Origin of the sequence: Rhodococcus sp. B50 (assembly GCF_013602415.1) — a bacterium.
Lineage (GTDB): Bacteria > Actinomycetota > Actinomycetes > Mycobacteriales > Mycobacteriaceae > Rhodococcus.
On the sequence record NZ_WPAG02000003.1, the window covers coordinates 720,068 to 740,824 of the forward strand.

Annotated in this window: 17 protein-coding genes and 3 pseudogenes; 5 read left to right on the forward strand and 15 right to left on the reverse strand. The window is 64.4% G+C overall.

The window, feature by feature from the left end:
* Positions 1–15: 15 nt before the first annotated feature.
* The 4 genes from GON09_RS27780 to GON09_RS27795 form a co-directional block, all read right to left on the reverse strand.
* A complete protein-coding gene (locus tag GON09_RS27780) occupies positions 16–1,185 on the reverse strand; it encodes an acyl-CoA dehydrogenase family protein (RefSeq protein ID WP_307854586.1) in 1,170 nt (389 codons plus the stop codon).
* A 167-nt stretch (positions 1,186–1,352) separates the two neighbouring features.
* On the reverse strand, positions 1,353–2,630 hold the full coding sequence (locus GON09_RS27785) for a bifunctional 3,4-dihydroxy-2-butanone-4-phosphate synthase/GTP cyclohydrolase II (protein ID WP_213935144.1): 1,278 nt from the start codon (positions 2,628–2,630) through the stop codon (positions 1,353–1,355).
* On the reverse strand, positions 2,627–3,142 hold the full coding sequence (locus GON09_RS27790) for a flavin reductase family protein (RefSeq protein ID WP_213935258.1): 516 nt from the start codon (positions 3,140–3,142) through the stop codon (positions 2,627–2,629). The genes GON09_RS27785 and GON09_RS27790 overlap by 4 nt, the downstream gene beginning before the upstream one ends.
* A 123-nt stretch (positions 3,143–3,265) precedes the next feature.
* Positions 3,266–5,593 carry an ATP-binding protein gene (locus GON09_RS27795; RefSeq protein ID WP_213935145.1) on the reverse strand — a complete coding sequence of 776 codons (2,328 nt, stop codon included), beginning with the start codon at positions 5,591–5,593 and terminating at the stop codon, positions 3,266–3,268.
* 180 nt (positions 5,594–5,773) lie between these two features.
* Here GON09_RS27795 and GON09_RS27800 point away from each other — a divergent pair.
* Positions 5,774–6,409, forward strand: a pseudogene (locus tag GON09_RS27800) (Tn3 family transposase); the annotation flags it as partial.
* Positions 6,410–6,608: 199 nt separating this feature from the next.
* On the opposite strand, the gene GON09_RS27805 reads toward GON09_RS27800, so the two are convergent.
* The 4 genes from GON09_RS27805 to GON09_RS27820 all read right to left on the reverse strand — a co-directional run bounded on the left by GON09_RS27805 (position 6,609) and on the right by GON09_RS27820 (position 10,022).
* Complete coding sequence (locus tag GON09_RS27805; protein ID WP_213935146.1) at positions 6,609–7,607, reverse strand: NADPH:quinone oxidoreductase family protein; 999 nt, start codon at positions 7,605–7,607, stop codon at positions 6,609–6,611.
* A 98-nt stretch (positions 7,608–7,705) separates the two neighbouring features.
* The gene (locus GON09_RS27810; RefSeq protein WP_244867067.1) at positions 7,706–8,458 is read right to left on the reverse strand and encodes a nitroreductase; all 753 of its coding nucleotides are present in this window, start codon (positions 8,456–8,458) and stop codon (positions 7,706–7,708) included.
* A gap of 44 nt (positions 8,459–8,502) precedes the next feature.
* Entirely contained in the window at positions 8,503–9,243 is a 741-nt protein-coding gene (locus GON09_RS27815; RefSeq protein ID WP_213935148.1) for an NADPH-dependent F420 reductase, read from the reverse strand.
* Positions 9,244–9,413: 170 nt separating this feature from the next.
* Positions 9,414–10,022 carry a TetR/AcrR family transcriptional regulator gene (locus GON09_RS27820; RefSeq protein ID WP_213935149.1) on the reverse strand — a complete coding sequence of 203 codons (609 nt, stop codon included), beginning with the start codon at positions 10,020–10,022 and terminating at the stop codon, positions 9,414–9,416.
* 413 nt (positions 10,023–10,435) lie between these two features.
* Here GON09_RS27820 and GON09_RS27825 point away from each other — a divergent pair, with 413 nt between their 5' ends.
* From GON09_RS27825 to GON09_RS27835, 3 genes and pseudogenes are all read left to right on the forward strand, one after another.
* The gene (locus GON09_RS27825; protein WP_213935150.1) at positions 10,436–11,008 is read left to right on the forward strand and encodes a recombinase family protein; all 573 of its coding nucleotides are present in this window, start codon (positions 10,436–10,438) and stop codon (positions 11,006–11,008) included.
* Positions 11,009–11,440: 432 nt separating this feature from the next.
* Positions 11,441–12,724: an IS256 family transposase gene (locus GON09_RS27830; protein WP_213934750.1), complete on the forward strand. Its 1,284-nt coding sequence runs from the start codon at positions 11,441–11,443 to the stop codon at positions 12,722–12,724.
* A gap of 295 nt (positions 12,725–13,019) precedes the next feature.
* Positions 13,020–13,860: pseudogene (locus GON09_RS27835) on the forward strand (IS256 family transposase); the annotation flags it as partial.
* A 196-nt stretch (positions 13,861–14,056) separates the two neighbouring features.
* Here the strand turns inward: GON09_RS27835 and GON09_RS27840 are convergent.
* The 4 genes from GON09_RS27840 to GON09_RS27855 form a co-directional block, all read right to left on the reverse strand.
* Complete coding sequence (locus tag GON09_RS27840) at positions 14,057–14,275, reverse strand: ferredoxin (RefSeq protein WP_213935259.1); 219 nt, start codon at positions 14,273–14,275, stop codon at positions 14,057–14,059.
* A 35-nt stretch (positions 14,276–14,310) separates the two neighbouring features.
* Positions 14,311–15,498, reverse strand: a complete 1,188-nt coding sequence (locus tag GON09_RS27845) for a cytochrome P450 (protein ID WP_213935151.1) — start codon at positions 15,496–15,498, stop codon at positions 14,311–14,313.
* Positions 15,499–15,647: 149 nt separating this feature from the next.
* The gene (locus GON09_RS27850) at positions 15,648–16,538 is read right to left on the reverse strand and encodes an SDR family NAD(P)-dependent oxidoreductase (RefSeq protein WP_213935152.1); all 891 of its coding nucleotides are present in this window, start codon (positions 16,536–16,538) and stop codon (positions 15,648–15,650) included.
* Between the two features lie 11 nt (positions 16,539–16,549).
* Positions 16,550–18,022: an aldehyde dehydrogenase family protein gene (locus GON09_RS27855; protein ID WP_213935153.1), complete on the reverse strand. Its 1,473-nt coding sequence runs from the start codon at positions 18,020–18,022 to the stop codon at positions 16,550–16,552.
* Positions 18,023–18,199: 177 nt separating this feature from the next.
* Between GON09_RS27855 and GON09_RS27860 the strand changes: the two genes are divergently transcribed.
* On the forward strand, positions 18,200–18,826 hold the full coding sequence (locus GON09_RS27860) for a TetR/AcrR family transcriptional regulator (protein WP_213935154.1): 627 nt from the start codon (positions 18,200–18,202) through the stop codon (positions 18,824–18,826).
* Between the two features lie 81 nt (positions 18,827–18,907).
* Here GON09_RS27860 and GON09_RS27865 read toward each other — a convergent pair whose 3' ends face one another.
* From GON09_RS27865 to GON09_RS27875, 3 genes and pseudogenes are all read right to left on the reverse strand, one after another.
* Positions 18,908–19,372 (reverse strand): ABC transporter ATP-binding protein, encoded by a 465-nt coding sequence (locus tag GON09_RS27865; protein WP_374195416.1) that lies wholly within the window; start codon positions 19,370–19,372, stop codon positions 18,908–18,910.
* The gene (locus tag GON09_RS27870) at positions 19,369–20,439 is read right to left on the reverse strand and encodes a FecCD family ABC transporter permease (protein WP_213935155.1); all 1,071 of its coding nucleotides are present in this window, start codon (positions 20,437–20,439) and stop codon (positions 19,369–19,371) included. Before GON09_RS27870 ends, GON09_RS27865 begins: the two co-directional genes overlap by 4 nt.
* A pseudogene (locus GON09_RS27875) lies at positions 20,436–20,720 on the reverse strand (iron chelate uptake ABC transporter family permease subunit); the annotation flags it as partial. The gene GON09_RS27870 and the pseudogene GON09_RS27875, both read right to left, overlap by 4 nt.
* Between the last annotated feature and the right edge of the window lie 37 nt (positions 20,721–20,757).

Consider the following 20,757-nt stretch of genomic DNA (forward strand, 5'->3'; position numbering starts at 1 on the left):
GGATGGAATAGATTGTCAGAGAAGCGTTGTGGGGAGCTCGTCGACACCGAGCAGAACCTTGCCGTGCACCTCTGCGGCGGTCTCGAACAGCGCGAAGGCGTGCCGGCTGGCGGCTTCGCTGTCGCGCCAGATCCGCTGAAGAGGGTTGGCGTTCGCGAACGATGAGGCGCCGTGCGCAGAGACCAAGGTGCGAATCGCTTCCCGTGCGGTCTTGATGGCGTAGGCATTGGCCACCCTAATGCGGGTCCGGTCGGCGAGCTCAAGTGTGCGTCCGGCGGCGACAGTGGTTGTGACCTCGTCGCAGAGGGTGTAGACGAGTGCGCGGGCGGATTCGATCTGCGCGGCGGCTTCCGCGACGGCCAGCTGCACCGTCGGCGCGTACGTCTGCTGCTCGTAGCTCGAGTACGCGATGCCGCGCCGGGCGGCTTTTTCGATCACCAGGTCGAGGGCGGCTCGGGCCAATCCCAATTGTGGGCCGGCGAGGATCAGACATCCGGGAGCGAGAAACGGGGCCTGGTAGAGGTATTCGTCCGTGAACGGGGTCGGCAATCCGTGCACGGCCGAGGCGCCGAGGGCAAGTACGCGGTGTTCGGGCACGAAGACGTCGTCAAGAACGACGGTGTTGCTTCCGGAACCGGACATTCCGGCGACGAACCATGTCTCCTCGATCGTGTAGTCGGACACCGGAATCATGCCGAACCCGACATCGGGGTTGCCGTCGCTGTTGGTGAGCGGAAATCCCACCATGGCCCAGTTCGCGTGCCAGCTCCCTGAGGCGAAGCCCCACTTGCCGGTCACCCTCCAGCCGCCATCGACTTTGGTGCTCGACCCGGAGGGGGTGAACACTCCACAGGTGCGGGCGCCGCCTGCCGTGCCATAGATTTCGTTCTGGGCCTGCTCGCTGTACAGTCCGACAAACCAGTTGCCGATGTTGAGCAGGCTGAACGCCCATGCAGTCGACCCGTCACCACGCCCGAGTGCTTCTTCGATCGCGATCCAGGTGCTGAAGTCTGCTTCGAATCCGCCGTGGCGTCGGGGCACCGAGACCCGGAAGAGCCCGGCTTGGTCCATGGCATCGATGTTGTCCTGGTCCACGCGACGGTGTTCTTCGGTGGAGGCCGCGTTCTTCTGCAGCAGTGGGATCAGTGCTTCCGCGCGGGAGACGAGATCAGTCTGATCGCTCACGCTGTCAGCTGTCTTTTCAACGACGGTGGTCATGGTCTTCTCCAGGGGTGAGGGCGGCGAGGGGCGCCGGAGGTGATCTGTCGGAGGCCGTACCGGTTGTTGCCGTGCAGGTAGCGACCGATGGCCGGCCCGTGTGGTGTCGGGTGGAAATGAAGGACTGGGCAGGGTCAGAGCATCGAGAGTTCGACGAGTGGTCGCGGGTGTGGTGTCGGAACGGTCGGCCGCATCTCGAGGTGGTGTCCTAGCCGATCCCGCTTGGTGCGTAGGTAGGCGAGGTTGTGGTCGGTCTCGGCTGTGGGAAGTTGGACTCGCCCCACGAGCTCGAGTGAGTGGCCGCCGAGACCCTCGTATTTGGTCGGGTTGTTGGTGATCAGGCGCAGCCGGCGCACTCCGAGGTCGATGAGGATGTGGGCGCCGACCTCGTAGCTGCGGGCGTCCACGGGAAGGCCCTGCGCCAGGTTCGCATCGACGGTGTCCAGTCCTTGGTCTTGAAGGGCGTAGGCGCGGATCTTGTGTGCCAGACCGATTCCGCGGCCTTCGTGTCCACGTAGGTAGACCAGGACACCGCAGCCCTCCTCGGCGATGGCTGCGAGAGCTTGTTCGAGTTGTATTCCGCAGTCGCAGCGCAGGGAACCGAGGACGTCACCGGTGAGGCACTCACTGTGTACCCGTACGAGCACTCCGGCATCGGTCTGCCCGGCGGCGTCGACATCACCCATCACGAGAGCCAGGTGTTCGATGTCATCGAGTGTCGATCGGAACGCCATCGCGCGGAACTGCCCGAAGGCGGTGGGCATCGAGGACGTGGAGACCTGCTCGACGTGCGACTCAGTGGCGTTGCGGTAGCGCACCAGGTCGGTGATATGAAGAATCGGGAGTCCGTGTGCGTAGGCGAAGGCCGCTAGGTCCTTTCCCTGCCGCATCGATCCGTCGTCAGCGACGATTTCGGAGATCACCGCCACCTCACCCGCTCCTGCCAGGCGCACCAGATCGACCGAGGCTTCGGTGTGGCCGGGGCGCACGAGTACTCCACCGGGGCGGGCGCGGAGTGGAAAGATATGGCCGGGTCGTCGAAGGTCGTCGGGGGACGTGGTGTCGCCGGCCAGAGCGTGCACTGTGATGGCGCGGTCGGTCGCTGATACACCTGTGCCGGTGTCGACGTGGTCGACCGTCACGGTGAACGCTGTCCCGTGTGCATCGGTGTTGTCCTCGACCATCAGCGGAAGCCGCAGCGCTGCTGCGCGCTCGGCGGTCATCGGAGCGCAGACGATCCCGGTGCTGTGTCGCACGATGAAGGCCATCTGCTCGTCCGTGACGGACGAGGCCGCAACCACGAGATCCCCCTCGTTTTCCCGGTCGGCATCGTCGATGACGACGATCATCCGGCCTGCGGCGAGTGCGGCGACCGCGTGGTCCACGGCGTCATGAGGATGAAGAGGCATCATGGTGTCACCTCCGCTGCACAATGGGTACCGAACGTGCGTGCGTGATATGTCAGCGGCGGGGCGGGAGAAGCGACGGCTTCGACGATGCCACCATAGGCGAGGACATGATCGCCGCCATCGACCAAATCCACGAGATCGCACGCCAGCCACCCCGCGGTCCCGTGCAGTCGGGGAAGCCCACCGGAGCTCGTCCACGACGTTCCCACGAACTTGTCCGACCCTTTGCGGGCGAACTGCATAGCTGTATCGGACTGTGCGTGAGACAAAATGTTCACCCCGAAACTTCCAGTCTCGCGCACCACCGCCAGCAGAGCTGAACCGCGGTCGAGTGATACCAGGACCATCGGCGGATCCATCGACAACGACGCGAACGCGCTGACAGTAGTGCCGTGAGGTCGCTTGCCGTCCATAGCAGTCACGACGGACACTGGGGTGCACACCCCCGCCATGACTTCGCGGAACTCGGTTCCGACGGATTGCGCCGACCTACGATCGGCTAGCCGTACGTCCATTGGGTGCCTCCCACGTCCAGTCGGGTCCGCCACACACTCGAGTGTCTGTGACTTCTGTCATAAACAACTGTGCGGTGGATCACCCGACAAGGGGCCGGGGTAACTACGTAGATGACTACGTATCTAATTATCGGTGTTCGCGTGATACCAGCCAGCGACCTGAGTGCGGGAGGTAAAACCCAACTTGACCAGGATGTTTTCCACGTGGGTTTCCGCCGTACGTGGTGCGATCACCAAGTCAGCAGCGATCTGAGCATTACTCGAACCCTCGGCGATCAGCGCCGCGACCTGCCATTCGCGGGGAGTGAGCACGCCAGCCGCCTTGGGGCGGCCACGACTCTTGCCCCCGGTGTTCCCCGTACCGGCACCTTCGGGGTGAGCGAGACCCGAGCCCTGCGCGGGCGAGGAACCTGCCGATGCGCGGTCCGGTGCCCTCAATACCAGGTCGAGGACCTCATTCACCTTCATCTTCGCGCCGCGGGCAAGTTCGGCATCGAATCTCTCGATGCCGAGGTCCTTTTCGAGAATGTCGACATGCTCGTGGTGAATTTCGAGGTACTGGTCGAAACCGAACAAGGGGTTTCCGATCGGCCCCCAGAGGGATCGATTCGCCCCGAGTAGCCGTGCGGCGCGCACCCGATTCCCGCGATCACATTCGAGCCAACCGAACACTTCGAGCGCGAACGCGATACCGGTGAGGTCGGCAAGGGACCGCTTCGACCGGATGCTCCTACGCAAGAGTTCAGCACAAGGGTCCGTTTCTCCCGTTTGCCAGAGGTCGACAGCGTTGACCCAGTCCCCCCAGCTTCGCGCCCACACTTCGCCGATCTCGTCACTGCGACGCCGAAGGATGACCCCCAACGAGCGTGACCGCTCGAGATTTCCGAGGACCAAATGAATCCACGACTGCTGAGCGAGCGCCAACAGATGAACCGAGTCCCACAGCTCAACGGTGTCGAAGATCGACACTGCCTCCTCGTACAGGCGGGCCGACTCGTCGAAACGCCCGGTGAACATCGCCGCCGATGCCCTTGCTTGGGTGACATAGCCGGTCAAGATTGGGTTGTTATCGGCAGCAGCTCGCTCGGCCGCTTCGTCGAGGACGGGAATCGCCGCCCGAGGGTCGCCCTGCGCCAACGCGATCCACCCCTTGACCCACAGAGACTTTGCTGAAAGTTCCGCAGGAGAGGTTGACAATCGATCGAACCAATATTGGCCCTCTCGTGCAAGTCCCGAGATCCACCGATGCCACAGGCCGGTAATCATGTCATCGGCCACCGCTGCGTGGATATCTCGTTCGAGACCGTTACGGATTGCTTGCCGGATGTTCGGAATTTCCGACATCACTGAGTTCGCCGCATCGACCTGGCCCGCTCCCGAACGCCACGCGCGCTCAGCGACAGCGACAATATCTGCGTAGTGGCGAAGATGGCGTAGCGCCAGCTCCGATTCGTCTACTACGCGCTCGTCGGATGACGCGGACAAGAGCCGCCGCCCGAATTGCCGGATCGGTTCGAGCAATCTGTACCGGTTTTCATCGTCGAGGCGATCAACGACAGATTTGGTGATCAGCCCGAGAATCCATTCCCGCACCTGCGTCTCATTCACACTGCCGAAAGTGCAAATGGTGACCGCGCTGTCGAGGGTGAAGCTGCCAGCGAAGTACGACAAGCGGATCCAAGTCTGCTGCTCACCGGGCGTACACAGGTCATAGCTCCACTTCATTGCCGCTTCGATAGTCTGGTGGCGCACGTCCACCCCTCGCACTTTTGCCGTCGGCAACCCCTCACTCGATTCGAGACGATGCGCGATCTCGGCGATGCTCAGGTTCCGGACCTGCACAGCAGTCAGTTCAATCGCCAGAGGAATTCCGTCCAGCCGCCTGCACAGCCGGACAACGTCGTCGATGTTGCCGGCGTCGACGACAAAGCCTGGAGATGCAGCGGACGCACGCTGCTCGAACAATTCCACTGCTTCGAAGCCGGCAGCGTCGTCGCTGACAAGACCACCATCATCAAGCTCGGGGACCGCGAGAGGAGGAACCGACACCACATGCTCGCCCGCCACCGCCAGGGGCTCGCGGCTGGTCACAATGATCCGCAAATCGCGGGCACGTCGAATCAGGGAGCCCGCCAGAGCTGCCACCGCGTCGACCAGGTGTTCACCGTTGTCCAGAATCAGCAGTGCCCGACGATCAGACAGATGTCTGAGTACCACTTCAACGGTGTCTGCGCTCGATTGATCAGCAATCCGCATCGCCTCCGCAACTACCATGGCAATCGCCGTTGGGTCCGTCACATCCGCCAGTTCGACGAACCACACCCCGCCAGGAAAAGAACGAGCCACCCGCCGCGCCGCCTGAATTGCCAGTCGCGTTTTCCCCACCCCGCCAGGACCGGTAATGGTCACAATCGGTGTTGTCGCCAACGCCGACTTGACCGCAGTGACCAACTCTCGCCTCCCGACGAAACTCGTCGGGCTTTCCGGCAAGTTCCGCTCCTGAAACGGGGACGTTCTCGTCGACATAGCCCTACCTCATCGTTCGCCACCGGATCGATCGGACACCAAACCTACATCCAGACATCCGCGCTCAACTCAGCCTGAATAAATCGATCAGATGGTGGCAGCGCCGGTCCGCGTACCGAGGCCGAGGCCGAGGCGAGGTTCCCGCGGACAGGGCCGTTGATGACCCGGAAGCTGAATCTCGAGTTGATCGCCGAGCACTGGAACGACCTGCTCCGGCTGGCGGGGTCGTTGAAGTTCGGGCACGCCACCGCCTCGCTGCTGGTCGGCAAGCTCTCGGCGTCGGGTCGTCAGAACGCCCTGGCTGCCGCGTTGAAGGAGTACGGGGCGCTGCGGCGCACCATCTACGCCGCGAAATACCTCGCCGATGCGGACTATCGGCGCAAGATCTCCCGCCAGCTGAACAAGGGCGAGTCCCTGCACGCGCTGCGCCGCGACCTGCTCTACGCCCACGAGGGCATGATCCGGGCCCGGCACCTGGACGGGCAGACCGAACAGGCCTGGTGCCTCACGTTGGCGACGAACGCCGTGGTCGCTTGGACGACAGAGTATTACGGCCTGGCGGTCGAGCAGATGCGGCGTACCGGCCGTCGGATCGATGAGGACGTACTGGCCCATATCAGTCCAGCGCACAGCGAGAACATCAATTTCTTCGGCGCGATCGAGGTCGATATCGATGCCGAACTCGCCGCGTTGGGGCCGACCGGGTACCGGCCGCGGCGGGTGCGCGACACCCTGTTCTAGTGAATTTCGCCGACTCTGCGTGGCTGCTCGGGTGCACAGCCGGTGAGCGTGCTCAGCCAGAGGTGGATAGCTGGGCAGAGGTCATTGCGGCTGGCAGTGGTTCCGGCTTCGATGCCGGTCCACGGTCAGGACCGGGTGCCATACAGGCGCTCGTAGAGCAGGCTGATCAGGTTGTGCGCGCCGCTGCGACCCAAAGCCGTCACGGCTCCTGGACGATCTCTGCAGCGACAGTGACGACGGCTTGGCCGACGGCGCCTCCGCTGCGGCTGGCGATGGCGGCAGGCACGTCATCGAACGCGTAGGTCTCGGTGACGGGCGGGGTGATCGAGCCGTCGCGCAGGAAGGTGGAGAGGGCTTCGCGGGTGAGGTCGCGTTCGGTGTCGGAGCGGAAGAGGGCAAGGGCTCCGCTGACGGAGTAGTCGTTGAAGACGATGTGCTGGGGGTCGGGTTGCCCCCACGTGCCGCTGGCGAAGCCGACCAGCAGAACGCGCCCCCCGCGGCTGACGGCTCTGGTGGCTTGCTCGTATGTTTCACCGCCGACGGTGTCGTAGATGACGTCGGCGCCGCGGCTGCCGCTGAGTTCGAGCACCGTCTCGGCGAGGTCGTGTTCGGTGAGGTCGATGACGTGGTCGGCGCCTTGGAGCCGGCAGAAGCGTGCTTTGTCCTCGTGGCGGGCGGTGGCGATGACGGTGGCACCGAGGGCTTTGCCGAGTTGGATGGCGGCCGATCCCGTGCGTCCTGAGCCGCCCAGGACCAGGAGGGTCTCGCCTTCGCTGAGGGCGGCGCGGTGGGCAAGGCTGATGTGGGCGAGGTGGTAGGAGCCGGGGAACCCGGCGGCGTGTGTGTCGGTGAGTTCGGCGGGGGCCGGTGTTGCCCCGAGGGCGGGGCTGAGGGTGTATTCGGCGAGTCCGCCGATCGCGATGTCGGCCCGGCTGTTGCCCATGATCCGGGTGCCCGCGGAGAAGGGATATCCGGGGCCGGGTTTGTCCACGATGCCGACGATTTCCTGGCCGGGAGAGACCGGGGCCGAGGGGACCAGCGGGTAGCGGCCCTGGACCATCATCAGGTCGGGCAGCGCGACGCTGGCGGCCAGGACGCGCACGCGGGCCTCGTTCGGGCCGGGTTCGGGAAGGGGGACTTCCACCTTCTTCAGGACGGTGTTCGGCGGGCCGAACTCGCTTGCCTGCCAGCGTTTCATGAAAGCGTTCCTTTCGGTCGGGACAAGCGCCGAGCCGGTTTAGGCGGACGACGTGTTCGGGTCGGGTCGCTCAGCCGGCGCGGCCGGTGAACGATCTCTTAATGCTTGTCGAGGATTCCGGGAGTGTCGTGCAGGACAACACTCTGCTCCAGCACGGCCCGTTCCATGCGGAACCCGTTGGCCGGCGCGGCTTCGTCGGCGGTGCCGAAGGAGATGCCGAACAGCAGCTTCAGGTCTGTGGGGACTTCCAGGAATTCGCGGACCGTGTCGGCGTAGAACCCGAGCATGGTCTGCGGAATACCGCCGAGCCCCCGGGCGGTCAGCGACAGCAGAAAGTTCTGGGCGTACATGCCGATATCGCCTGCCGCCCGCACCCCGTCACCGAACGCCGGCATGAAAAGGAAAGCGACGTGAGGTGCGCCGAAGAAATCCAGGTTCTCGCGCGCCGCCGCCTTCCTGGCTGCCTGGTCCGAGCGCGCGATGCCCATGGCCCCGTAGAGGGTCGCGGCATGGTGGTGGGCCCGATCGAGATAGGTGCCCTCACCGAAGTCGGCGTAGTCGAAGGTGAAGTCGGGCGAGATTCGCTCCTGGTCATCGGCCTGGAGCAGTTCCTTGCTCAGCGCGTCCCGCGCCGCGCCAGAGACCACATGCACCGTCCACGGCTGGGTGTTGCAGTTCGACGGCGCCATCTGCGCATCCTCCAGCACACCCCGGATATCCGCGGGAGACACCGGATCGGGAAGGAACTTCCGTACAGAGTGCCGGGACCGCACGAGGTCGCTGAACGCTACGGACGTGGACAAAACATCTCCTTTCGAACTCGCCCGATACGTGGGGCACGACTGTGCCATACATACCGGCGGGCTCGTCGGTGGTGTCGGTGATGGAATCGACGTCAGCGGTGAAGGGAGCGGTTGAGTTCCACCATGTCGTCCAGCGCGGGCAGGGAGGGGAGACCCGCTAGGTACTCCAGCTGGCGGTCACGGATGCCCGGGGTCTGCTCCCGGTCGGCCGCCTGCAGGGCCGGCCCCAGCTCGTCGAGGCTCAGCTCGGTGCAGTACGCGGGCGTTGCCGGCTGCTGACGCCAGGAGTCGGCCAGTTTGCCTGCGTCGAAGGGGTCGAAGCCGCTCTCGTCCACCAGGCGCATGGCTACGCGCCGCGCCTCGTCGGAGTCGGCCGCGACCGGAAGCGCGATCCGGCCCGGCGTGCCCGCGGGAACACCCTTGGTCTTCAAGGTGCCTTCCAGGACCGCGTTCCACGCCTTGACCACGGGCCGTCCCAACTGCTCGGCCACCCACAGGCTCTCGACTTGGCCCTGCCCCAACCCCTCGATAGGAACGTTCCACGCCCGGAAGGGGGCGTAGTTGGTGGTGTCGATGACGACGGTCTCCTCGGGCACGGAAGTGAACAGTCCGGCGACCTCCGGGACCTTGAAGAAGGGGACGGACAGGATCACGACGTCCTTGCCCTGTACGGCGTCGGCAGCCGTCGCCGCTTGCGCCCCGAACTCCAGCACATCCGCATCGATGGTCTCTGGGCCCCGGGAGTTCGCGACGGCGACCTCGTGCCCGCCTGCACTGAAGATGCGCGCCAGGTGTGCCCCGATCGCCCCTGTACCGATAACACCTATTTTCATACTTGGTCCTTACTCGAGACGCGACCCTCCCCGGAAGGGGAGGGCGAGACGTGATAACTGACTTTGGGCAAACGGACCGCACGGCCCGCAGTTCAGGAAAGGGGCCGCCCGCGGCACCCTTCCTACGGCTTTCCGGCAGCCTGCTGGGGACGTGGCCGGCGACCGATGTCCTATACGTGGTTGTTCCGGACGTCCTGCTCGCGGTATCCGCTTTCGATGAGGGCGCGCAGCCGATCCAGCGATGCCTCGTCGACGGTGCCGGTTCCCCTGACCCAAGCCACCGAGCTGGACGCGAGAAAGAGGTCGTACCCCTTCACCGACGCTCTCGTGTCCCCGGCGCGCTGCGCGGCCCGCACGTACTTGTCGGTAATGGCGATGAGCTGGTCACACGGGAGGGTGAGCGGGTTGTCCGGTTCCTGTGCCCTAGCCGCGGCCATGAGCGGTTCGGGCAGTCCGCTGAAGGCGCTGAAGTAGTCCTCCATCGCCCGCAGCCACTGACGCAGCGCCTCGGAGGCGTCACCGAGCTGTGAGATGTCTTCCCGGCGGGTTACCAACTCCTCGGAGCGCGTCTGCAACACGGCCGCCAGCAGCGCCCCACGGGTGGGGAAGTGCCGGTACAGCGTCCCGACCCCGACGCCCGCCTCCTTGGCCACCGCCTCCAGCGAGGCACCGACGCCATGCTGCAGGAAGTGACGCTGGGCCGCCTCCAAGAGAGCGGCGCGGTTGCGCTGGACATCCGCACGGGGTCTGCGAACCTGCTGCTCCTTATTGCTGCTCATACGCCTCCTCCCTCACGCGATCCGACGGTTACACAAAACGGAGGATGCCTCCGTGTGTTGTCGAGCGTAAACCGGAGATGGCCTCCGGTCAACTCACCCACCTCCCCGAAGGGCAGGAACCCGCCCCTGCGCTCCAGGGGGCCGGCCCCCTACAGCGCGGTTCGCATACCTGGCCTGACGGCCGGGCTGATGCTCCACCAGATTGCCCGGAACTGCGAGCACGCCGAATTCGACAGTTGCGGTCGGCAAACCGGGCGATGAGACGAAAACGGTCGTTACTGTCCCAAATCGGGCGCGGCGAATCGGATCGGCAAAGCCGCAGCTCGCCGAGACCTCGAAACGGGTCAGAACCCGTGTGCGGAATCTAGGAGACGAAACCGGGTCTGTCGGCCCTTTATGGGACAGTCCCGGGCATGGCCAGGTTCGGATACGCGCGGGTGTCCACGCGCGGACAAAAAGACGACTCCCAGATCGACGCACTCACCGCCACCGGCTGCGAAAAGATCTGGGTCGACAAAGCATCCGGGAAACTGGCACGCCGCCCGGAATGGGACAAATGCTTCGAACACCTGCGCTGCGGCGACGAACTCGTCATCACCCGGCTCTCACGCCCGTTCCGATCGGTGCGGCACATGACCGAACTCGCCGCCGCCCTCGACGAACGCGGCATCGACCTGGTCGTGCTCAAACAAGGCATCGACACCACCACCCCCGCCGGACGGTTCCTGTTCCACGTCATCGCCGCCATGGACGAAATGACCGCCGACCTCATCAGCGAAGGCACCCTCGAAGGACTCGAATCCGCCCGAGCACGCGGACGAGTCGGCGGGCGCCCAGCGGCCTTGACCACCCTGCAGGCGCTCAAGGCACGCCAGATGTACGACGAAACCGACGACCACGGCAAACGCCGCTACACCGTCGCCCAGATCGCCGAAACCTTCAACGTCTCCCGCAAAACCATCTACCGCCACCTCGACCGCCCGTAACCAGCAGCTACGCCATATCCGCCCGAAATTCGGCCGATGCTACGGCTACCCCGAGTCCGCCGCGGTCTGCACGCTGACGCTCCCAGCGCGCCATCGGTGGGACACGCCGTGGCTGTCCATGGCCATCGCGTATCCGTGCGACAGCTCCTCAGGCACCTGCTGACATTCCGTGCGGCCTACCGCTGACATCGAGTGACGTATCGCCAGGTCGACCCGCTGACAGTTCCGTGCGGCCTCTCAATCGTCGACCTCGGTGCCGGGCGCTCCGTCCGCGACGGCCTGACAATCCGTCGAGAGCCCCCCGCCGCGCCGTGCAGTGCGCCCGGCGCACGGGTTATCGTGCGTTCGTCGTCGGTGACGCCTCAGCAACGTCGGTGCACGGTGCCGGGACTGTAAGAACAACGGTGTAACTCTGAAAGGAGATACGCCACCATGACTGATGTGATTGATCGTGAGGCAGAGACGAACTCAGTTCAGCCGAGTGTCAGCGATGCGCGACTGAAGGAGCTGGTCGAGCAAGCGCGGGCCGAAGGGTTGCAGTTGACCGGCGACGGTGGGTTGTTGGCGAAGCTGACCAAGCTGGTGGTGGAGTCCGCGCTCGAGGGCGAGATGGATGACCACCTCGGCTACGGCAAGAGCGACCCGGCCGGCAGGGGCAGCGGCAACTCCCGCAACGGCAGGCGAGCCAAGACCGTGTTGACCGAGGCCGGTCCGGTCGAGCTCGACGTGCCTCGGGACCGGGATTCCTCCTTCGAGCCGAAGATCGTGGCGAAGCGGCAGCGGCGGCTGACCGGGGTGGAGGACATGGTGATCTCGCTGTCGGCCAAGGGGTTGACCACCGGTGAAATCTCTGCGCACATGGCCGAGGTGTACGGCGCCGAGGTGTCCAAGCAGACGATCTCGACGATCACCGAGCGGGTGATGGACGGCATGGCCGAGTGGCAGAATCGGCCGTTGGATCCTGTGTACCCGGTGTTGTTCATCGACTGCATTCACGTCAAGATCCGCGACGGTAATGTGGCCAACCGGCCGATCTACGTCGTGCTGGGGGTCACTGCCGACGGCACCCGCGACATTCTGGGGTTATGGGCCGGCGAGCACGGCGACGGGGAAGGAGCGAAGTACTGGCTTCGGGTGTTGTCCGAGCTGAAAAATCGTGGTGTGCAAGACGTTCTGATCGCCGTGTGCGACGGTCTGAAGTATCTGCCCGACTCGATCGGGCAGGTGTGGCCGCAGACCATTGTGCAAACCTGCGTGGTGCACCTCCTTCGCAATACCTACGCCTACGCCTCTCGTAAGGACTGGGCCGAGATCGCCAAGGACCTCAAACCGGTGTACACCGCGCCGACGGAGCAGGCCGCGCTGGACCGGTTCGTCGAGTTCAGCGACAAATGGGAGAAACGCTATCCCGCGATCATCCGGCTCTGGACCAACGCCTGGGCCGAGTTCGTGCCGTTCCTGCAGTTCGACAACGCCATCAGGCAGGTCATCTACACGACCAACGCCATCGAGAGTGTCAACGCCAGGATCCGGAGAGCCGTGAAGGCTCGCGGTCACTTCCCGACCGAGGCCGCGGCCCTGAAATGCGTGTACCTGGCCATCATGAGCCTCGATCCCAAAGGCACCGCCCGCCAACGCTGGTCCAACCGCTGGAAGGCAGCACTGAACGCCTTCGAAATCACCTTCGACGGACGCCTGTCCACCGGACGAAAGTAACGACAAATCAACCAGTTACACCGTTATCTGGACAGACCCCCGGTGCCAGCGGGCCATCCGTCCCTACCGCGGCGGCCCACCGTGCCCGACTTAATATTGATGGATAATCCTTACTATCCATTCTGGATCGGTGCACAGATTTGATCGGGTCCGTACCGCAGCCGCTGTGCCGCTGTAGGCGTCCCGTGAAGTGGTGGGATTTGGGGGCAAGCGGCGCGGCTCCGACGTAGAGAGGGCCGTCGGCGGGATCTTCGGTGTGTACGGCCAAGCACGCATCGGAGAAAGAGGTCCACCGATGGCCCTGTCCCAGTCTGCCCTGTCCGAACTGCTCGACGCATTCCGGACCGGAGAAGGAGTCGATCTGATCCGTGAATCGGTCCGGATGGTGATGCAAGAACTGATCGAAACCGAAGCCACCGAACAGATCGGCGCAGGCCGCTATGAACGCACCGAATCACGCACGACCGAACGCAACGGAGCCCGGCCCCGACTGGTGGCCACCCAGGCCGGCGACGTCGAGCTGCGGATCCCGAAACTGCGCAAAGGCTCGTTCTACCCCACGATCGGCGAACCGCGCCGGCGGATCGACCAGGCGCTGTACGCGGTGGTGATGGAGGCCTACGTGCACGGAGTTTCCACTCGCAGCGTGGACGACCTCGTTGCGGCCCTGGGAATCGACTCCGATATTTCCAAGTCCGAGGTGTCGCGGATCTGCGCCGGCCTCGACGAGGTCGTCGGCGCGTTCCGCAACCGTTCGCTCGAACACACCGCGTTTTTCGTACGTCTACCTCGACGCGACCTACCTGCACGTACGTGGGCGCCCCCTCGCAGGTGACCTCCATGGCGGTCGTGGTCGCCACCGGGATCACCGCCACCGGTGCACGGGAAGTGCTGGGCCTCGATGTCGGCGACAGTGAGGACGAGGTGTTCTGGCGCGGCTTTCTCGCTTCGCTGAAGAAACGCGGCCTGTCCGGTGTCCGACTGGTCATCAGCGACCAGCACGCCGGCCTGGTCACCGCTCTGCGCCGCTCGTTCCAGGGGCCGGGCACCAGCGGTGCCGGGTGCATTTCGCGCGCAACCTGCTGGCGCATGTCCCCAAGTCGCACTCCGACATCCCACCGGACCTCTTCGGGATGGCATTGACGCGAAACATTTCGTGGCCTTGCGCAGGATGTCTCGCACATCGCTGAGCTTGTCGTCCTCCCGCGCAGCACCTGCAGGACCGCCCTCCCGGCACGCTTGTCGGGTGCCGGGAAGGGGTGGAGCAGTACGGCAGGATTCGGGTTCACGATCTCATTGCCGCCGATGGCGTGCAATTTCATGTGATTTCCGTCAGTTCGGCCCCTCGGCCGGCTCGACCTCTTCACCGATCACCAGTGCATGCTCGGGACAAGCGTCCACTCCGCGGCGTGCCACTTCCTCGTCTCCAGCTCGGACATAGAACGGCTCGACTGTCGAGTATCCATTGTCGTCGACGGGAAACAGGTGCTCGTCGACCGCGAAGCACTGCGCGTGCCCGACACATCTGTCACGCTCCAGGCGCACAATCATTGCCTTTTCTCGGTGGGTTTTCATCTGCGCCACCTTCATGTGCTGATCGGGATGTTGGTGACCGTGCGAACAGCGACGTTGTCATATACCAATGCGTCGATGTCGATCTCGTAGTCGGGGATGAGACGGAACATCTCTTCCAGGGCGACTCGGACTTCGAGTCGCGCCAGGTGTGAGCCGAGGCATCGGTGCAGTCCGCTCGCAAAGGTCATGTGGCTGATCTTCTTTCGGTCGAAATCGACGCTGAGCGGGTCGACGTGGAATGTCGGATCGACGTTCGCTGCAGCCCAGAACGCGTTCACCTGTTCTCCGGCACGAACGATCAATCCATCGCCGAGGTCGATGTCAGCTTCCGGATACCGCATGCCGGAAGGGACGGGGGATTCGTATCGCATCAATTCTTCGATAGCTTTCCGCAACTTTCCTGGATCGTCGACAAGTTGTCGACGCCGATCCGGATTCGTGCCGAGCCATGTGACGAGGCATGACATCGAGGCTGTCACTGTGTCGAGGCCGGCGAACATCAGCAAGAACAGGATGTTGATCAGATCGAATTCATCGATCGGCCGGCCATCGACCTCCGATCGCAGCAGGTTGGCGATGACATCATCGGCGCTGTCATCGAGGTTCCTACGCTTCTCCTTCAGGAACTCGTCGAAGTACTCGAGGAGCTTCCCGCCTGCGAGCGCCATGTTTGCGTCGATCTCCTCGGTCGTCTCCCCCTTGGGATGGATCACCCCATCCTTGAACTCGAGGAAGAAACCGAGGTCCTCGACCGGGGCCCCGACCAGGCTCAGGAAACTCTGGCACGGCAGCGGAACACAGAAGTTGCCGTACAGTTCCGCGCCCCCGCCGTCCCGAATCGCCTCGAGGAGACCGCGGGCGAGCCCCCGGATCTGAGTCTCGAGGTGGGCCATCGCTCGTGGCGCGAACATCGGGTCGAGTAGTCGGCGCCACTTCATGTGATCCGGACCGTCGATTTCCAGCGGGATGAGCCGGCCTTCGTGACCGAAACTCCCTCCCCGGCCGCCGTTGCCAAGCACGCTCGGATGTCTGTTCACGGTGAGAATGTCTTCGTACCGATAGAGATGCAGAGCACCGTCGATGTGCTCGGCGCGAACGTTCCGCGCCTTTTCCGAGTAGACGGCCTGTGGTTCGGCGAGGGTCTTGACTTGCTGGGACAGTCCTGAGATTCGCGGATCGAATCGAAGCGATAAGTCCATGCGTGCATACCTTCGAGGGGCAGATAGTCGGGTCCGAACGAGTGTTGTGCGTGAGCGCCGGCCGGGCCCTGCGCGGTTGGAGGCCGGGCCGACGCACTCGCGCGTCGACGAAGAACGGTCCGGTTCAACCGACCGGCTTCGTCCACCGCTCAACGGTTGATCTGGTCGCGCAGTTCATCCGGAATGGAACCCGACGTGATGTCCTGGTCCTGACCCAGATCGGTCGGAAAGATGATCGAGGTTCGGGCGAATTGGCCACCGTCTGCGGATTGAATCGACTGACCGGACATGTATCTCGACTCGTCGGACGCAAGAAAGAGTGCCAGATTTGCGTTGTCACGGATCAGCGGCGGCTGGTCGAGACGCAGCGGCATCGCCCGGTGGTCGGGATCCCACGGTTGCATCTCTTCGTACGACTTCCCCAGTACCTCGGCGTCGGACGGCAGCGCGAAGTTCACAGACATGCCGTGGGTCGGGCAGAGGGCGTTGGCGTGAATGCCGAACTTGCCGAATTCCAGGGCCGCCGCGCGCACCAGGCCGTTCACCGCCGCTTTCGATGCGGTGTACATGGGAAATCCGGGGTAGGCGTTGTAGGAAGCCGCGGACGATGTGGCGAGCAGTGTCCCGGGTCGGCTGTGTGCGATCATCCATCGCGCAGCGGACCTCCATGCGAGATAGACGCCAGTAGAGTTCACCGCGAATATGTTGTTCCAATCCGCCAGCGAGGACTCGGCCAGCGGCTGCATCCCGAATCCGGGCTCGGGGATACCGGCATTCGCCCACATCACATCGATGCGTCCGAAGGTCTCGACGGCAATCGATACCAAGGCATCCATGTCCGCTTCGACGCGGACGTCTGCATCGACAGCCGACGCGGCGCCACCTTGGTCGAGGATCTCCTGTGCGACCGCCTGTGCGCGACCGGGTACGACGTCGCTGACGATGACAGACGCTCCTTCGGATGCGAAGAGCAGCGCTCCTTCACGTCCGAGTCCGGATCCCGACCCGGTGATTGCAACAACTTTGTCTTTCATACGCATGCGCTGGCCTTTCAGTGGCTGGGGCTGGCGATCGACTTGATGCGCAGGTACTCCCGGAATCCGGCGACGCCGTGTTCGACACCGTCGCCGCTGATTCCGTACCCACCGAACGGGGCGTCGGGTGAGAGGTAGAAGGAGTTGTTGATGTTGACGGTTCCTGCCCTGAGCCTACGAGCCACCGCCCACGCGCGATCCTCGTCGGCAGACTGCACGTAGGCCGAGAGCCCATACCGCGAGTTGTTCGCTACACGGACCGCTTCGTCGTCGTCACCCTCGTATCGGATCACGGAGAGCACGGGGCCGAACACCTCCGTCTGTGCGATCTCCGAGTTTTCGTCGACATCCACCAGAACTGTCGGGCGATACCAGAAGCCGCGACCATTGCGGTCGCCGCGTTCACCGCCGACAAGGACTCGAGCGCCTTCGGCGCGCGCACGGTCGACCAACCCTTCGATGCGCTCGAGCTGGTCCTCCCGGATGATCGGGCCGACCACGTTCGCAGGATCGTTCGGATCGCCCCAGGGGAGCTTTCCGACAAACGCTTCCAAGCGTTTGAGAACCTGGTCGTAGACATCACTGTGGACAACCATGCGCGTCGCGAGTGCACAACCTTGACCGCTGTTGGCCATGCACATCGCAACCCCGAGGCCGCATGCCATGTCCAAGTCGGCGTCCGGAAGGATGATGTTGGCCGACTTTCCTCCCAGTTCGAGAACCGTGTGCCGGATGCCGTTGGCCGCGCGCTCGGCGATCCGCTGACCCACGCCCGGCGAGCCGGTGAAGTGGAACAGATCGATTCGCTGGTCGGCGGTCATCGCGTCACCGACGATCCCCTTGTCCGCGGAACTCAGCGCATGGAACGCGCCTGCCGGGATGTCGGTGGAGTCCCTGATGACCTCGGCCAGGAGCGCTGCAGTCAGGGGGGTGTCCGGGGCACTCTTGAGGATCACCGCGTTGCCGGTCGCGAGACCATGGTGCACCTTCCATATGGCGGTCATGAACGGCGCATTCCACGGCGTGATCGCACCGACGACGCCGTAGGGCTCATAGCGAACTTGCCGCTCGCTGTGCGTGCCCAGCACCTCGTAGGGGCCGAGATCCTCTTCCCAGGGGAACGATGTGATGAGGTTGTTGAAGAAGTCCATCCCTTCGATCATGAAGCGCACGTGCGTGGCCAGATTGGACCGCACGACACCCGCCTCTGCGATCAGCAACTCTTCGAATTCGCTCGCACGAGCGCGAAGTCCGTTCTGCAGCTGAACCATGCAGTGCTTCCGGAACTCGTGATCGGTCCCCCAGCCGGATGTGTCGGCAAACCTCCGCGCTGCAGTGACGGCGTCGTCTACATCCTCCGTACCCGCGTCCGCCGCCTGCGTGATCACGGACTCATCGGCAGGGTTGATGACGGGATAGCGTCGTCCGGATCGTGCCTCGCGGAACTCGCCATCGATGAACAGCCGTCCCTCGGGTTGTGTTGTGTCCATGAGACCTTCCTGTTGCCGGGGCGCAAGGACCCGCTCGTCGTCTGCCTGTGTACGGGTCCGCGCGTCAGACAGGAGCCGGTCATTTGTGGTGTAACCCTCGGAATGATTCAACTGTAATCTGCGTCTCACGTCAAGGGAGCGCAACTCCCTATCTGGAGGACGTGAGACCATGGGGCGGTGACCGCCAGCCCCGCACGGAAACGCCGATCGAGCAATGAGGTACGCGCACTCATCACCAGCGCGGCATACGAAGAGTTCGCGAGAACCGGCCTCGACGGCACCAGCATCCGCTCGGTCGCCGAGCGAGCAGGCGTCACCGAGTCGATGATCTTCCGGCACTTCACGACGAAGGACGAACTCTTCCGGGCAACAGCAGCGGGCCCACTCGTTCGGTTCATGTACGAGTTCGCAAGCACCATAGCGACACGCCCCGAGGACGACCCCCGCGATGTCACGTTTCGCTTCGTATCAGGCCTCTACGACCTGTGCATGTCCAACAGGCAGATCTTGGTGTCACTGAGCGCCAGGGTGCCGGGTGAAAGCACCGGGTCGGTCGACGAACCTGTTTTCGAAGCCTGCCTGGATGCTTTGGTGAGGGGAGTGGAACGGTACGTCGAGATAGGCCGCAGCAACGCGACCGGGGAGGTGCGCAGCTCGGTTCGCCTGGCGCTGGCCCTGATCCTGGGCGCGACTCTCAGCGCGAACAACCTGTTCCCACGTGACACCGACGAGTCGGAAATCAAGCGAATGCTTTGCGACTTCGTGCTGTACGGCGCTGGTTATATTCCACACCACGAAGCATGATCCGCTGCGGCACTGCGCCGTTGTCGATCAGGATGGCGTTGTCGGTGGAGATCGCCGCTCCCTCGCACACGCACACCGATTTCAGAATTTCTTCGTCCAGTAGCGAGCACGATCGCTGATCTTCTGAAGGCCGGACCGGCCGCCGTGGTCGTCCGCTCTCCGAACACCGTCTTCGGCACTCCACTGGCGGAACCACCCTTGATGGGGCTGCCGGCCCCGGCCGACGAGATCGGCGACGGTGATGCCGTCCGGGGCGAGGGGCTGCTGCGGCAGCAGACCGAGGGTGCGGGCCAGGGTGCGCGCCGGCATCTCGGTGAGCTCGGTACCGTCCAGAAGGACTCGGCCGTGTCGCGGCGACAACAGGCGGGCCAAGCCCCGCAACAGCGTCGATTTGCCGCACCCGTTGGGTCCGACGACCGCAGTGATACGGCCGGCAGGCAGGTTCGTGGTCACCTGGTCGACGATCAGCGAGGAGCCGTAGCCCAGGCTGAGCTGCTCGGTCGTCAACGAGACCGACTGGATTGCGTGTGCTGGCTGCGGTGTCATCCGGCGGCTCCGATGCGGTGGGCGCGGGCGAGGAGATAGAGCAGGACCGGCGCTCCGAGGATCGCCGTGAGGACTCCGACGGGCATCTCCGACGGCGCGAAGATCGAGCGGCCGGCCAGATCGGCGCCGACCACCAGGAGGGCGCCGACGGCGACAGAGGGCGCAAGACCGACCTGCCGCTCAGCGAGGATGCGGCGGGTGATCTGAGGTGCCACCAGGGCAACGAAACCGATGGGGCCGGCAGCTGCGGTCGCCATCGCGGCGAGGACCACTGCAATCAGCAGCAACAGCACCTTGCGGCCTTGACCGGCTCCGGTCAGGGTGCGGGTGAGATCGTCGCCGAGCTCGAGCAGCCGCAGGTGCCGCGACTCCACGATCAGGACCGGGACCGTCGCCGCCAGCGCGACGACGATGATGGTCACGTGCAGCCCGCTGCGATTGGCCAGGCTGCCGGTCAGCCAGGCGGCGGCACTCATGGCTCGGTGGATGTCGGAACGGGTGAGCAGATAGGAGATGGCCGAGGAGAGCATCGCCGCGACACCGATCCCGACCAGCACCAGCCGGAAGCCGTGCAGACCGCGCCGGTAAGCGATGAGCACGATCATCAGCGCAGCGAGGATCGCGCCGGCCGGCGCACCGAACACGAGCTGCAGACCGCTGCCCCCCACGATGAGCAGCACGGTCAATGCGCCCATCACCGCCCCGGAATTGATGCCGATGATGTCGGGGCTGACGAGCGGATTGGCGGCGATGCGCTGCAATATGGCGCCCGAGAGCGCAAAGGCCGCGCCGACACCGAGCCCGGTCAGCGCCCGGGGCAGGCGGTCGCCCAGCACGACCTCGCGCTCGATGAGGGTGCCTCCGCCGCCCACGATGGTGATGGCGTCGGAAACCGAGATCGGGTACACCCCGAGGACCAAGGAAGCCGTGGCGACCGCAACGGCGGCCACGCCGGCGAGAACGGTGAGCAGCACCGAGGAGCGGCTGATCCGAAAGGAGACCGGGGTACCTCGCGGGGCCACGAAGAGCGTGTCGCGGGTCGGACCGCGGCGCACCGGCGAACTCATGTGCCGACCACCTTGCGGTTACGGACCAGGTAGAGGAAGAACGGGGCGCCGACCAGGCCGGTGATGATTCCGACCTGCAGCTGTTCGGGCTGGACCATGAGGCGTCCGAGGATGTCGGCGATCAGCAGCAGCATGGGCGCGAGCACGATGGTCCAGGCGAGCACCCAGCGGTAATCCGAGCCCGTGATCATCCGTGCGATGTGGGGTACCACGAGCCCGATGAACCCGACCGGACCTGCGATAGCGGTGGCGCCACCCGCAAGCAGAACCACGGCGAGAGCCGTCGTGAACGCGTGGCGGAGGTAAGGCTATCCTCAG